13 protein-coding genes are annotated in these 12655 nt (G+C 65.9%); 11 read left to right on the top strand and 2 right to left on the bottom strand.

Annotated features, from left to right (window positions below):
- Positions 1-55 precede the first annotated feature (55 nt).
- Complete coding sequence (gene cspE / locus C666_RS01385) at positions 56-265, bottom strand: transcription antiterminator/RNA stability regulator CspE (RefSeq protein WP_004260632.1); 210 nt, start codon at positions 263-265, stop codon at positions 56-58.
- Positions 266-618: 353 nt separating this feature from the next.
- On the opposite strand from cspE, the gene ylqF reads away from it, so the two are divergent.
- On the top strand, positions 619-1527 hold the full coding sequence (ylqF, locus tag C666_RS01380) for a ribosome biogenesis GTPase YlqF (RefSeq protein WP_004332780.1): 909 nt from the start codon (positions 619-621) through the stop codon (positions 1525-1527).
- Positions 1528-1563: 36 nt separating this feature from the next.
- Here the strand turns inward: ylqF and C666_RS01375 are convergent, their stop codons facing one another.
- Positions 1564-1791: a hypothetical protein gene (locus tag C666_RS01375; protein WP_004332778.1), complete on the bottom strand. Its 228-nt coding sequence runs from the start codon at positions 1789-1791 to the stop codon at positions 1564-1566.
- Between the two features lie 113 nt (positions 1792-1904).
- Between C666_RS01375 and C666_RS01370 the strand changes: the two genes are divergently transcribed.
- From C666_RS01370 to infB, 10 genes are all read left to right on the top strand, one after another.
- A complete protein-coding gene (locus C666_RS01370; RefSeq protein ID WP_004332777.1) occupies positions 1905-2786 on the top strand; it encodes an alpha/beta fold hydrolase in 882 nt (293 codons plus the stop codon).
- Positions 2787-2809: 23 nt separating this feature from the next.
- Positions 2810-3664: a 3',5'-nucleoside bisphosphate phosphatase gene (locus C666_RS01365; protein ID WP_004332775.1), complete on the top strand. Its 855-nt coding sequence runs from the start codon at positions 2810-2812 to the stop codon at positions 3662-3664.
- Positions 3665-3679: 15 nt separating this feature from the next.
- On the top strand, positions 3680-4312 hold the full coding sequence (locus C666_RS01360) for an L-threonylcarbamoyladenylate synthase (RefSeq protein ID WP_004332772.1): 633 nt from the start codon (positions 3680-3682) through the stop codon (positions 4310-4312).
- Between the two features lie 67 nt (positions 4313-4379).
- Entirely contained in the window at positions 4380-5039 is a 660-nt protein-coding gene (locus tag C666_RS01355; RefSeq protein ID WP_004332770.1) for a site-2 protease family protein, read from the top strand.
- Positions 5040-5052: 13 nt separating this feature from the next.
- Entirely contained in the window at positions 5053-5883 is an 831-nt protein-coding gene (locus C666_RS01350) for a segregation and condensation protein A (protein ID WP_004332767.1), read from the top strand.
- Positions 5861-6460, top strand: a complete 600-nt coding sequence (scpB, locus tag C666_RS01345) for an SMC-Scp complex subunit ScpB (protein WP_004332765.1) — start codon at positions 5861-5863, stop codon at positions 6458-6460. Before C666_RS01350 ends, scpB begins: the two co-directional genes overlap by 23 nt.
- A complete protein-coding gene (gene rluB, locus C666_RS01340; protein ID WP_004332763.1) occupies positions 6411-7556 on the top strand; it encodes a 23S rRNA pseudouridine(2605) synthase RluB in 1146 nt (381 codons plus the stop codon). The genes scpB and rluB overlap by 50 nt, the downstream gene beginning before the upstream one ends.
- Before the next feature lie 265 nt (positions 7557-7821).
- Complete coding sequence (gene rimP, locus C666_RS01335; RefSeq protein ID WP_004332761.1) at positions 7822-8256, top strand: ribosome maturation factor RimP; 435 nt, start codon at positions 7822-7824, stop codon at positions 8254-8256.
- Between the two features lie 27 nt (positions 8257-8283).
- The gene (nusA, locus tag C666_RS01330) at positions 8284-9759 is read left to right on the top strand and encodes a transcription termination factor NusA (RefSeq protein ID WP_004332760.1); all 1476 of its coding nucleotides are present in this window, start codon (positions 8284-8286) and stop codon (positions 9757-9759) included.
- Positions 9760-9772: 13 nt separating this feature from the next.
- Entirely contained in the window at positions 9773-12652 is a 2880-nt protein-coding gene (gene infB / locus C666_RS01325) for a translation initiation factor IF-2 (protein ID WP_004332758.1), read from the top strand.
- The last annotated feature ends 3 nt before the right edge of the window (positions 12653-12655 follow it).

Raw genomic sequence — 12655 nt, 5'->3', positions numbered from 1 at the left:
GGCGCAAGGCCGCGTTTCTGATTCGAATCAATCGGCGCCGATGGCGCCGGATCGATTACAGCGGGCGGATGTTGGCCGCCTGCAGGCCCTTCGGGCCGGTCTTGACTTCGAACTCGACGCGCTGGTTTTCGGCCAGGCTCTTGAAACCCTTGCTTTGGATTTCAGAGAAGTGCGCGAACAGATCGTCGCCACCGTTTTCCGGAGTGATGAAGCCGAAGCCCTTGGCGTCGTTGAACCACTTGACGGTACCGGTTTGAGTGCTCATTTGCGTTCCATATAAAAAATGACTGGGCGTAGTGCCCCAAAATGCAGGAACGATCAAGAAACGTAATCCAGAGGAATCAGACCGGCACGCGTTCTCGTAGAACACGCTGGACAACCACCAGAACAACCACTGCTTGAATCGACTGCAAGCCGCACGATACACGGTTTCCGAAGCGTGGGGAATTTATTTCGCGTGAAAGATGAAAAAAATCCTTGCCGCCGATTGCCAGGACGGGCGCGGGAAAGCGTGGTGCGTTGCACAATATTCCATCGCTCGGATCCGTGCCGCGGGAAGGCGGTGAAAAGGGGCGGGCGGTGGGATAATGCGAGCACTTCAAACATGGTGGTTCCAGCATGCCCATTCAGTGGTTTCCCGGCCATATGGCCTCGGCGCGAAAGAAGGCCGCCGAGGCCATGGCGGCCATCGATGTCGTCATAGAGGTGACCGACGCGCGCCTGCCCGAGGCGAGCAGCAACCCGATGATTGCCGAATTGCGGCGCTTTCGTAACCGCCCTTGCCTGAAACTGCTGAACAAGTCCGACCTGGCCGACCCGGCGGCGACCCAAGCATGGATGGATTTCTACAATCGGCAACCGGGCGTGAGGGCGGTCTCCATCTCGGCCAGGAATCCGTCCGAGGCCGCGCGCGTGCCGGCGCTCTGCCGGCAGCTCGCGCCGCACCGCGACGATGGCACAAAGCCTTTGCGCATGATGATCATGGGCATTCCCAACGTGGGCAAGTCGACGCTGATGAATGCCTTGCTCAAGCGCAAGGTGGCCAAGGTTGGAGACGAGCCGGCCGTCACCAAGCACCAGCAGACGCTGGACCTGGGGCCGGGCATGACGCTCACGGATACGCCGGGCATGATGTGGCCGAAGATCGACTACGATCTGGACGGCTACATGCTGGCGGCGAGCCACGCGATTGGCCGCAACGCGGTCATCGACGAAGAGGTCGCGGCCTTTCTCGGCGGCATCCTGCTGGAACGCTACCCGAGCCTCCTCGCCGCCCGTTACCGAATCGACCCCGCGACGCTGGATGCCCCGGCCCTGGTGGAGGCGATCGGGCGCAGACGAGGCTGCCTCGTGAAAGGCGGCGGGTTGGATCTGGAAAAGGCTTCTCTGATCCTGTTGCAGGATTATCGCGACGGTGCGCTCGGGCGCGTCAGCCTGGAAACACCGGAATCGCGGGCGCGCATGATCGCCCAGGTCGAGGCCGCCCGGGCAGAGGCCGGGGCGAGCGCAGGAAGCGAAGAAGCCTAGAGGGCAACGTTGCGCGGAGGCGGGGGCGAGCCGTTCTTACTTCGGCGTGATCTCGATCCAGCGCAGCCACTGTCCGCAAGCGTTGCGCGGCCCGCGCAGCGAGCCATGCCACGGGCCTTCGTTGCACGCGCCGCGGCTGTTCGCCGGGTCGAGGCGGACGGTGCTGCCGTCGTCGTCGAGCGTGCGCTTTCCACTCCAGCGGTTGCAGGTGGGGCAGCGGCGAAATTCGGCAATCGGGGTGGCGGCAAGCGGCGGAGAAGTCATCGATCGGGCAGGCCTGTCGGACCGGAAAAGGGGGTGTCCGGCAATGATAATCAAGCCGTCGCGAATCGTGGCGCCCCGGGCGGGGCGCCAGGGGGCTTTGCTATGATTCGTCCATGAAGATTTCCCGTTCCCGTTTCCTGTCTATCCGTGGTGTGCGTCTGCATCTGCGCGAATGGGGCCGCGACGGCGCGCCACGGCTTTACATGCTGCATGGCTGGATGGATGCGTCGGCCTCGTTCCAGTTCATGGTCGATGCATTGGCCGGCGACTGGCACGTGATCGCGCCCGACTGGCGTGGTTTCGGCCGCAGCGCGTGGAGTGGCGCCGACGGCTACTGGTACCCGGATTACTTCGCCGACCTCGATGCGATCCTGCGCATCACCGAAGGGGAGAATGAAGCGCCGGTGCGCCTCGTCGGGCACAGCATGGGGGGCAATGTCGCGCTGATGTATGCGGGCATCCGCCCTTCGCGCGTCGAGCGCGTGGCGGTGCTCGACGCATTCGGCTTGCCGGACCGGCAGGCGGCCGAGGCGCCCGGACGCTATCAGCAATGGCTGGAAGAGTTGACCGAAGTACCACGGCCGCGCATCTACCCAAGCCGGGAAGCGCTGGCCGAACGCCTGCGGCGCGATAACCCGCGCCTCGACGATGCCCGTTCGGCCTGGCTGGCAGGCGAACTGTCGCAGCCCGACGGCGAGGGCTGGCGGATTGCCGGCGACCCCGGGCACCGTCGGGTGAATCCGGTGCTCTATCGCCGCGCCGAAGCACAGGCCTGCTGGCGGCGAGTGACGGCACCGGTGCTCGCCATTGAGCCTCAGGACGCCGGCCTGCGCGAGCGCATCGGCGTCAGTGACGACGACCATGCGGCGGCATTGGCCTGCTTCGCTTCGATCGAGGTGCGCACGGTCGCGGATGCCGGCCACAATCTGCACCACGACCAGCCCCGGCGGATCGCCGGGATCGTCGAGGCGTTCTTCCTGTCTGACAGGGCATGACATCTTTTCTCCGGAGCCTTCAGATGGAACTCGCCGAGTTGCATGCGCTCAACGCCGACCTTCACTGCCATTCCACCGTGTCGGACGGCTGGCTCGAGCCCGCCGATGTGGTCAGGCGGGCCAAGGCGAACGGCGTCGAACTGCTCGCGCTGACCGATCACGACGAACTCGGCGGGCTCGCCGTTGCCGCGGCGACCGCGTCCGAGCTCGGGCTGCGCTTCATCCCCGGCGTCGAGGTCTCGGTGTCCTTCGCCGATGAAACGATCCATATCGTGGGCCTTGGCATCGATCCGCAGAACTCCGGCATTGTCGCCGGCCTGCGGCAGATCCGCTCGGGGCGCGACGCGCGCGCTGTACGCATCGGCGAGGCGCTGGCCGCGGCCGGCATCGGCGGCGCGCTCGAAGGCGCGCGCCGGTTTGCGCGCAATCCCGCACTCGTCAGCCGCGCCCATTTCGCGCGCCACCTCGTCGCCAGCGGCGTGATGCCGGATGTCAGGACGGTGTTCGATCACTATCTGGTGCGGGGCAAGCCCGGCTTCGTCGAGCATGAATGGGCGTCGCTCGAGGATGCAGTGGGCTGGATCGTCGGCGCGGGCGGCATCGCCGTTGTTGCCCATCCCGCGCGCTACCGGTTGTCCAATGCCGACATGGGCCGCCTGCTCGACCGCTTCGTCGCGGCCGGCGGCGAGGCCATCGAAGTCGTGTCGGGTGCGCACAGCGAAGACGAGATGCGCCGCTTCGCCACTGTTGCCCGGCAGCGCGGTCTGCTCGCATCGCGCGCGTCCGATTTCCACGGCGAAAAAGAAAGCCCGGTCGACGTCGGGCGCTGCAATCCCCTTCCGCCCGACCTCACGCCAGTGTGGTCGCGCTTCATCTGAGAAAAAACGATCGCCATGGCCCAGTTCTTTTCCCTCCATCCCGAGCAGCCCCAGCCGCGGCTCGTCCGCCAGGCCGCCGAGATCATCCGCGGTGGCGGGCTGGTCGTGCTGCCGACCGATTCGGCCTACGCCTTGGTGTGCATGGTCGGCGACGCCAGCCTGCTCGACCGCATCCGCCGAATTCGCGGCGTCGATGAGCGGCATCATTTCACGTTGATGTGCCGGGATCTGTCCGAGATCGCCACCTATGCGAGGGTGGACAACAGCCAGTACCGCTTGCTCAAGGCGACCACACCCGGCGCGTATACCTTCATTCTCGAAGGCACGAAGGAACTGCCGCGGCGCGTGCTGCACCCCAAGCGCAAGACGATCGGCCTGCGCATCCCCGAGCATGCGGTGGTGTCGGCACTGCTCGCCGAACTGGACGGTCCGATGCTGACCTCGACGCTGCTGCTGCCGGACGAGGCGCTGCCGCTGACCGATCCCGACGAAATCCGCGAGCGTCTCGAAAAGCTGGTCGATCTCGTGATCGAAGCCGGCTATTGCGGCCCCGAGGCGACGACGGTGATCGACCTGACCACGGGCACGCCGCAACTGGTGCGTGCGGGCTGTGGCGCGCTCGGCCCCTTCGGGCTGGAGGCGGATTGAGCGCCCCGGCAAGCACGGTGCCAGGATGGCGCTCTGCTAGAATGCGCGCTTTGCTGCCGATGCTTCCATGGATTCTCTGATTTCGACGCTGGCGATCTGGGCGCTGCCGGTGGTGCTCGCCATTACCCTGCACGAGGCTGCGCACGGCTATGTCGCCCGCCATTTCGGCGACCCTACGGCGGACCTGGCCGGGCGCATCACGCTCAATCCGCTGCGCCATATCGATCCGGTGGGCACGGTGCTGGTGCCGGCGGGCATTCTGGCCCTGAGCGCGCTGTTCGGCGCGGGTGGCATTCTGTTCGGCTGGGCGAAGCCGGTACCGGTCAACTTCGGCCGCCTGCGCAACCCGAAGGCGGACATGCTGTGGGTCGCCGCTGCCGGGCCGTTCATGAATCTGCTGATGGCGCTGGGCTGGGCGATCCTGTTCCGGATCGCGATGGCGGGCGAGGCCGGCGCTTACACCTTGCCGATGATGAAAATGGCCGATGCCGGAATGCAGATCAATGCCGTGCTGATGGTGCTGAACCTGTTGCCGATTCCGCCACTGGATGGCGGGCGCATCGCCGTCAGCCTGCTGCCGAGTCGCCTGGCCTGGGGCTTTGCGCGGCTCGAGCCTTATGGCTTTCCGATCCTGCTCGTCCTGTTGGTCACAGGGGTGCTCGGTACCATCCTGTGGCCGCTGATCGCGGGGTTCCGGTATCTGATCGGCGTGCTGGTCGGTATCTGAGGCGCATGTTTCCATGAGCCTGACGCTGGATCTGGCGCCGGTCGAAGCGCCCGGGGTGCTCGAGCACGTGGTGCGCATCTATGGCGAACCCCTGCTCGAACTGCCGAAAGACCTGTATATTCCGCCCGATGCGCTCGAGGTGTTCCTCGACGCCTTCGAGGGGCCGCTCGATCTGCTGCTGTACCTGATCCGCAAGGCCAACCTCGATGTGCTCGACATTCCGATGGCGCCGCTCACGGCGCAGTATCTCGAGTATGTCGACGCGATGCGGGCGACGAATCTGGAACTCGCGGCCGAGTATCTGCTGATGGCGGCGATGCTGCTCGAGATCAAGTCGCGCATGCTGTTGCCGCGGCCGCCGCGCGAAAATGCGGAAGAGGAAGACCCGCGCGCCGAACTGGTCCGCCGCCTGCTGGAATACGAGCGTATGAAGCTCGCCGCGGCGCGGCTCGACATGTTGCCGCGCGTGGAACGCGATTTCGAGTGGGTCGGCGTGTTCGTCGCCGAGAAGGTGGTCGAGCGCCTGCCCGAGGTCAGCCTGCACGACTTGCAGCTCGCATGGCTGCGGATCATGAAGAACGCCCGCCTGACGCAGCATCACCGTGTCGGGCGCGAACAGCTTTCGGTACGAGAGCACATGACGGCTATCCTGCGCAAATTGGGCAGTGGTAATTTCATCGTGTTCGATACGCTGTTCGACGCGAAGCTCGGCGCGGCGGGGCTCGTCGTGAGTTTTCTGGCGGTGCTCGAGTTGGTCAAGGAAAGGCTGGTGGACGTGAGCCAGAACGAGGCCTTTGCGCCGATCTACGTAAAGTTGGCCGATGCAGCACGCGACGACGCCTGAGGCCTGGTCGAGGGTCATCGAGGCCGCTCTGCTTGCCGCGCCGGCACCGTTGCCGGTGTCGGAGCTGCGTCGCCTGTTCGACGAGGATCCGGGGCCGGAACTGGTGCGCAAGCTGTTGGAAGAGCTGCGCGCCGAATGGATGGCTGCCGATCGGGGCGTCGAGCTCGTGCAACTGGCCAGTGGCTGGCGCTTCCAGACGCGCGCCGGATATCAGGTCTATCTGGACCGGCTGAAGGAAGAAAAGCCGCCGCGCTACTCGCGGGCGGTCATGGAAACGCTGGCGATCATCGCCTACCGGCAACCCGTCACGCGCGGCGACATCGAGGATGTGCGCGGCGTGGCGGTGTCGCCCAACATACTGAAGACGCTGGAATCGCGCGGCTGGGTCGATGTGGTCGGCCACCGCGACACGCCGGGCCGCCCGGCATTATTCGCCACCACCCGGCGCTTTCTCGATGACATGGGTCTGCGCAGCCTCACCGAGCTGCCTGCGCTGACCGAGATCGAAAAAATCATGGACCTCGTCGATGCCTCGCAAACCGAACAGCCCGTTCCGCCCCCCGCAGAAGAAATCTGACGCGATCGAGATTCTCGACCGTCCCGGACGTCGGCCGCGCGCCGCGCGAGACGGCGATGCACGCGACGAGGATGCCCAGCCGCGTGATCCCGATGCCCACCTCAATGCCGATCCGCGCGGTCCGCGTGCGCCGCGGGGCGGAAAGCCGGGAGGGCGGCCGGGCGGCGGCGATCCCGCGCGCAGGCCGGATGCGCACAAGTCCGCGCTGGGGCAGCCCGAACGCGGCGAGCGCGCGCCGAGGCCCCGGCCTCAGGGGCAGGGCGGCGGACGCAACGCACCGACGACGCTGACCGAGCCCGAGCGCCTGCAGAAGGTGCTGGCCCAGGCCGGTGTCGCCTCGCGGCGGGAAATCGAGGACTGGGTGATCGCCGGCCGTATCTCGGTCAATGGCCTGCCGGCCTCGCTCGGGCAGAAGATCGGGCCGGGCGACCGCGTCAAGGTCAATGGCAAGCTGGTGCCGCTGCGCTTTACCCAGCGCTCGCCACGCGTGCTCATCTACCATAAGCCCGAAGGCGAGATCGTGTCGCGCGACGACCCCGAGGGGCGTCCGACCGTGTTCGAGCGCCTGCCGGTGCTGCGCAAGGGGCGCTGGCTGGCGGTCGGGCGGCTGGACTTCAATACGTCCGGCTTGCTGCTGTTCACCAATGACGGCGACCTCGCCAACCGCCTGATGCATCCGCGCTACGAGTTGGAGCGCGAGTACGCGGTACGGCTGCTTGGCGAATTGAGCGAGGAGCAGACGACATCCCTGACCGAGGGTATCCAGCTCGCCGACGGCCCGGCCCGCTTCAATACCTTGCGGGACGAAGGCGGCGAGGGGGCCAATCACTGGTATCGGGTGACGATTTCGGAAGGGCGGAACCGCGAGGTGCGGCGCATGTTCGAGGCGGTCGGGCTGACCGTGAGCCGCCTGATGCGCGTGCGCTATGGCGCGGTGGAGCTGCCGACCCGCCTCAAGCGCGGCATGTGGATGGAAATGCCCGAGGACGACGCCTGTCGGCTCGCCGGTCTGCCGGTACCGCAGCGGCAGGTGCAGAAGGACGAGCGCGCGAAACGCCCGCCCAAGATGCATCGCACCACGCCCGTGGCGCGCTGATTTCGCCGCGGATTCGTCACATTCAGTGACAGGCCGGGCCGGATCGCCGCATTGCGGCGGTTTGCCCGGCTGTCGGTTTTGGCGCTATAATCCTGCGGCTTTGGTGGATGGCTTCTGCCCGTTCGCGTCTTTCGGCGGTGTGCCGGGCGAGCGCCGCCATTCGGTTGTGACCAGCGGCATGTTCCGGACAGGGGCGATGGGTTGATGGGCGTTAGGCCCATTTTTTATTTGTGCGCGGCGATCGCGCGCAGGGTGGAAGAAAGGCATGCGAGCAGGAATCGAGAATCTGATCGAACAGGTGGTGACCGGCCTCGGCTACGAACTCGTGGACATCGAGTTTTCGCCGCGCGGGCGTCTGTTGCGTGTCTTCCTCGATATCGAGCGGGGCATCACCGTCGATGACTGCGCCACGGTGAGCAACCAGCTGCAGCGCGTGTTCGAAGTCGAGAACATCGACTACGACCGTCTCGAAGTGTCTTCTCCCGGGCTGGATCGTCCGCTGAAAAAACTGGCGGATTTCGAGCGCTTTGCCGGCGAAGAGGCTCAGATCCGGCTGTCGCTGCCGGTCGACAACCAACGTAATTTTGCCGGTGTGCTGGGCGGTGTGCGCGATGGCGCCGTGGTGCTCACGACCGAGAAGGGCGAGCGCCTGCTGCCTTTCGAGGACATCGAGAAGGCACGCCTTGTACCTAAATTCTGAGACTGTGGATGTGGAGGTTTTCCTGAAATGAGCCGCGAGATCCTGCTGCTTGTTGATGCGTTGGCGCGTGAGAAGAACGTCGCCAAGGACATCGTTTTTGCCGCGCTGGAGTCCGCGCTGGCCTCCGCAACCAAGAAGCGCATCCATGACGACGCCGACGTGGTGGTTTCGATCGACCGCGAGACGGGCGACTACACCTCGTGCCGGCGCTGGATCGTCATGCTCGACGAGGAGGTCACGAACGACGAGGCCGAGATGGGCATCATCGATGCGCGTGACATCGACGCCGGCATCCAGCTCGGCGAGTACGTCACCGAACCGCTCGAACCGATCGATTTCGGCCGCATCGGCGCCCAGGCCGCCAAGCAGGTCATCCTGCAGAAGATCCGCGACGCGGAGCGCGAACAGGTCCTGAACGACTTCCTCGAGCGCAAGGAATTCCTCGTCTCCGGCGCCATCAAGCGCATGGAGCGCGGCAACGCCATCATCGAGGTCGGCCGCATGGAGGCCGTGCTGCCGCGCGACCAGCAGATCCCGCGCGAAAACCTGCGCGTCGGCGACCGCGTCAAGGCCTTCCTGGTGCGCATCGACCGCGGCGCCCGTGGCCCGCAACTGATCCTGTCGCGCACCGCGCCCGAGTTCCTGATGAAGCTGTTCGAGCTCGAAGTGCCCGAGATCGAGGACGGCCTGCTCGAAATCAAGGCCTGCGCCCGCGATCCCGGCCTGCGCGCCAAGATCGCGGTCAAGTCGAACGACCCGCGCATCGACCCGATCGGCACCTGCGTCGGCCTGCGCGGTTCGCGCGTGACCGCGGTGCGCAACGAGATCGGCGGCGAGCAGATCGACATCATCGTGTGGGCCGCCGATCCGGCGCAGTTCGTCGTCGCCGCGCTGCAGCCGGCCGAAGTCGTGTCGATCGTGGTCGATGAAGAAGCCCATGCGATGGACGTGGTGGTGGACGAGAACAACCTCGCCATCGCCATAGGCCGCAACGGCCAGAACGTCAAGCTCGCTTCCGAGCTCACCGCCTGGACGATCAACCTGATGAGCGAGCAGGAGTCGGCCGAGAAGACCGCTCAGGAACAGCAGGGCCTGCGCGCGCTGTTCATGGAAAAACTGGATGTCGACGAGGAAATCGCCGACATCCTGATCGAGGAGGGGTTCTCCTCCCTGGAAGAAATCGCCTACGTGCCGCTGGCCGAAATGCTCGAGATCGAAGCCTTCGACGAAGAGACGGTCAACGAGTTGCGCAACCGCGCACGCAACGTGTTGCTGACCGAGGCGATCGTGACCGAAGAGCAGTTGGAGAACGTCTCCGACGATCTGCTCAATCTCGACGGCATGGAGAAGTCCCTTGCCGCCAAACTGGCCCAGCAGGGTGTCCGCACCCGCGACGACCTCGCCGACCTCGCGGTCGACGAACTGGTCGAGATGGCCGGGATCGACGAAGAAAGAGCCAAGGCGCTGATTTCCGTTGCGCGCGCCCATTGGTTCCAGGAATGATGGGAGGGCAGTAATGGAAAACATGAGCGTGACCCAGTTTGCCGGCGAACTGAAGATGCCGGCCGCGGCGCTGCTCGAGCAGTTGAAGCGTGCCGGCGTCGACAAATCCGGCCCGACCGATCTGCTGACAGAACAGGACAAGGCGAGACTGCTGGAATACCTGCGCCGTTCGCACGGCGATACCGAGCCCAAGGGCAAGATCACCCTGACCCGCAAGCAGACGACGGAAATCCGCGCGACCGATTCGACCGGCCGCGCGCGTACGGTGCAGGTCGAAGTGCGCAAGAAGCGCACTTTCGTCAAGCGTGACGAGGCCGTTGCCGACATTCCGGTTCTCGATGCCGCAGAAAGTGTGGAAGAAGCGGCCGAGCTGCCTGAACAGATCGAAGTGCCGCTGCTCGAACCCGTGGCTGAAGTCGCCGCGGCACCTGCGCCGGCCGAGCCCGAAGTGGTGGAGCAGGCCGCTGCCGAGGAAGCCGAGCCGGCTGCTGTGGAGCAGCCCGCTCCGCCGCCGGTGGCCGAACAGCCGGCGCCCGAACCCGAACCGGAGCAGGCGCCCGTCCAGGCCGCCGAACCGGAGCCGAAATCCGAAGCATCCGCCCCGGCGGCCGCGGCCGTACCTGCGCCGCCGGCAAAGATCACAACCACGCTCGTGCGTTCCAAGCCCCTGCCCATCAGCGAAATCCTGAGCGACGAAGAAGTCGCCGCGCGCAAGCGCGACGAGGATCGCCTGCGCGCGCTCAGAGAGCGCCAGGCGGCCGACCTCCGCGCTCGCCAGGAGCGCGAGGCAGCGGCGCGTGCCGCGGCCGATGCCCGCCGCGCCGAAGAAGAAGCGCGCGTCGCCGCGGCGCTGAAGAAGCAGGAAGAGCCCGCCAAACCGGCTGCGGCCAAGCCCGGTAGCGGCACGCTGCACCGTCCGGCCAAGACCGAGGACAAGTCGGGGGCCAAGGATGCCAAGCGGGGTGCGGCTGCGCCCGCGCGCGATGCGGACGGCGGCAAGCGCCGCGGCGGTCTCAAGACCCGTGGCGAAGTGGGCGCGAACGGCAACAACTGGCGCGGTGCGGGCAAGGGCGGCGGCCGTCATGGCCGCCACCAGCAGGACGACCGCAGCAACTTCCAGGCGCCGAGCGAACCGATCGTGCGCGAAGTGCACGTGCCCGAGACCATCACTGTGGCGGATCTCGCCCACAAGATGGCGGTGAAGGCCACCGAGGTCATCAAGGCCCTGATGAAGATGGGCACGATGGTCACGATCAACCAGGTGCTGGACCAGGATACGGCGATGATCATCGTCGAGGAAATGGGGCACACCGCGCTTGCGGCCAAGCTGGACGATCCGGATGCCTTCCTCGATGAAAGCGACGAGCACAAGGACGTCGAAGTCCTGCCGCGCGCGCCGGTGGTCACCGTCATGGGCCACGTCGACCACGGCAAGACCTCGCTGCTCGACTACATTCGCCGCGCCAAGGTGGCGTCGGGCGAATTCGGCGGCATTACCCAGCACATCGGCGCGTATCACGTCGAGACCTCGCGCGGCGTGGTCACCTTCCTCGATACCCCGGGCCACGAAGCCTTCACGGCGATGCGCGCGCGTGGCGCCAAGGCGACGGACATCGTCATCCTTGTGGTGGCGGCGGACGACGGCGTGATGCCGCAGACGCGTGAAGCCATCCACCACGCCAAGGCGGCCGGCGTGCCGCTGGTAGTGGCGATCAACAAGATCGACAAGCCCGAGGCGAACCCCGAGCGCGTGAAGCAGGAACTGATCGCCGAAAGCGTGGTGCCGGAAGAATACGGCGGCGACGTCATGTTCGTGCCGGTGTCGGCGAAGAAGGGCACGGGCGTCGACGAACTGCTCGAAGCCATCCTGCTGCAAGCCGAAGTGCTGGAGCTCACCGCGCCGGTCGAGGCCCCGGCCAAGGGCCTGATCATCGAAGCGCGCCTCGACAAGGGGCGTGGTCCGGTGGCCTCGCTGCTGGTGCAGTCCGGCACCCTGCGCAAGGGCGACGTGGTGCTCGCCGGCGCCACCTTCGGCCGCATCCGCGCGATGCTCGACGAGAACGGCAAGCAGATCGACGAGGCGGGGCCGTCCATTCCGGTCGAGATCCTCGGCCTGTCGGACGTACCGGCCGCGGGCGACGAGGCGATCGCGCTCGCAGATGAGCGCAAGGCGCGCGAAATCGCCCTGTTCCGCCAGGGCAAGTTCCGCGACGTCAAGCTGGCGAAGCAGCAGGCCGCCAAGCTCGAGACGCTGATGGAGCAGATGGCCGAGGGCGAGGTCAAGAGCCTGCCGCTGATCATCAAGGCCGACGTGCAAGGTTCGCAGGAAGCGCTCGTGCAGTCGCTGCAGAAGCTGTCTACCGACGAGGTCCGGGTCAACGTCATCCATGCCGCGGTGGGCGCGATTTCCGAATCCGACGTCAACCTGGCGCAGGCATCGGGGGCGGTCATCCTCGGCTTCAGCATCCGTGCCGATGCTGGTGCGCGCAAGCTGGCCGAAACCTTCGGTGTGGACATCCGCTACTACAACATCATTTACGACGCCGTGGATGAGGTTAAGGCGGCGCTGTCCGGCATGCTGGCGCCCGAGAAGCGCGAAGAAGTCATCGGCATGGTCGAGATCCGCCAGGTGTTCACCATCTCCAAGGTGGGCTCGATCGCCGGCTGCTACGTGCTCGAAGGCATGGTCAAGCGCGGTTCCCACGTCCGCCTGCTGCGCAACCACACGGTGCTGTGGACCGGCGAGCTCGAATCGCTCAAGCGTTTCAAGGACGACGTCAAGGAAGTCAAGTTCGGTTACGAGTGCGGCCTGCAGCTCCGCAACTACAACGACATCCAGGAAGGCGACCAGCTCGAGGTGTTCGAGATCAAGGAAGTGGCGAGGACTCTGTAAGCG

Source organism: Thauera linaloolentis 47Lol = DSM 12138, assembly GCF_000310205.1.
GTDB classification, from domain to species: domain Bacteria; phylum Pseudomonadota; class Gammaproteobacteria; order Burkholderiales; family Rhodocyclaceae; genus Thauera; species Thauera linaloolentis.
This window is presented reverse-complemented; position numbering and strand designations above follow the sequence as displayed.

Bases quoted from the DNA above. Each gene is read 5' to 3' on its own strand.
- C666_RS01375 (WP_004332778.1), bottom strand. From the start codon at position 1,791: ATGACTTCTCCGCCGCTTGCCGCCACCCCGATTGCCGAATTTCGCCGC.
- rluB (WP_004332763.1), top strand. From the start codon at position 6,411: ATGCCTCGCAAACCGAACAGCCCGTTCCGCCCCCCGCAGAAGAAATCT.
- cspE (WP_004260632.1), bottom strand. From the start codon at position 265: ATGAGCACTCAAACCGGTACCGTCAAGTGGTTCAACGACGCCAAGGGC.
- C666_RS01355 (WP_004332770.1), top strand. From the start codon at position 4,380: ATGGATTCTCTGATTTCGACGCTGGCGATCTGGGCGCTGCCGGTGGTG.
- scpB (WP_004332765.1), top strand. From the start codon at position 5,861: ATGCAGCACGCGACGACGCCTGAGGCCTGGTCGAGGGTCATCGAGGCC.
- nusA (WP_004332760.1), top strand. From the start codon at position 8,284: ATGAGCCGCGAGATCCTGCTGCTTGTTGATGCGTTGGCGCGTGAGAAG.
- infB (WP_004332758.1), top strand. From the start codon at position 9,773: ATGGAAAACATGAGCGTGACCCAGTTTGCCGGCGAACTGAAGATGCCG.
- C666_RS01360 (WP_004332772.1), top strand. From the start codon at position 3,680: ATGGCCCAGTTCTTTTCCCTCCATCCCGAGCAGCCCCAGCCGCGGCTC.
- ylqF (WP_004332780.1), top strand. From the start codon at position 619: ATGCCCATTCAGTGGTTTCCCGGCCATATGGCCTCGGCGCGAAAGAAG.
- C666_RS01365 (WP_004332775.1), top strand. From the start codon at position 2,810: ATGGAACTCGCCGAGTTGCATGCGCTCAACGCCGACCTTCACTGCCAT.
- C666_RS01370 (WP_004332777.1), top strand. From the start codon at position 1,905: ATGAAGATTTCCCGTTCCCGTTTCCTGTCTATCCGTGGTGTGCGTCTG.
- rimP (WP_004332761.1), top strand. From the start codon at position 7,822: ATGCGAGCAGGAATCGAGAATCTGATCGAACAGGTGGTGACCGGCCTC.
- C666_RS01350 (WP_004332767.1), top strand. From the start codon at position 5,053: ATGAGCCTGACGCTGGATCTGGCGCCGGTCGAAGCGCCCGGGGTGCTC.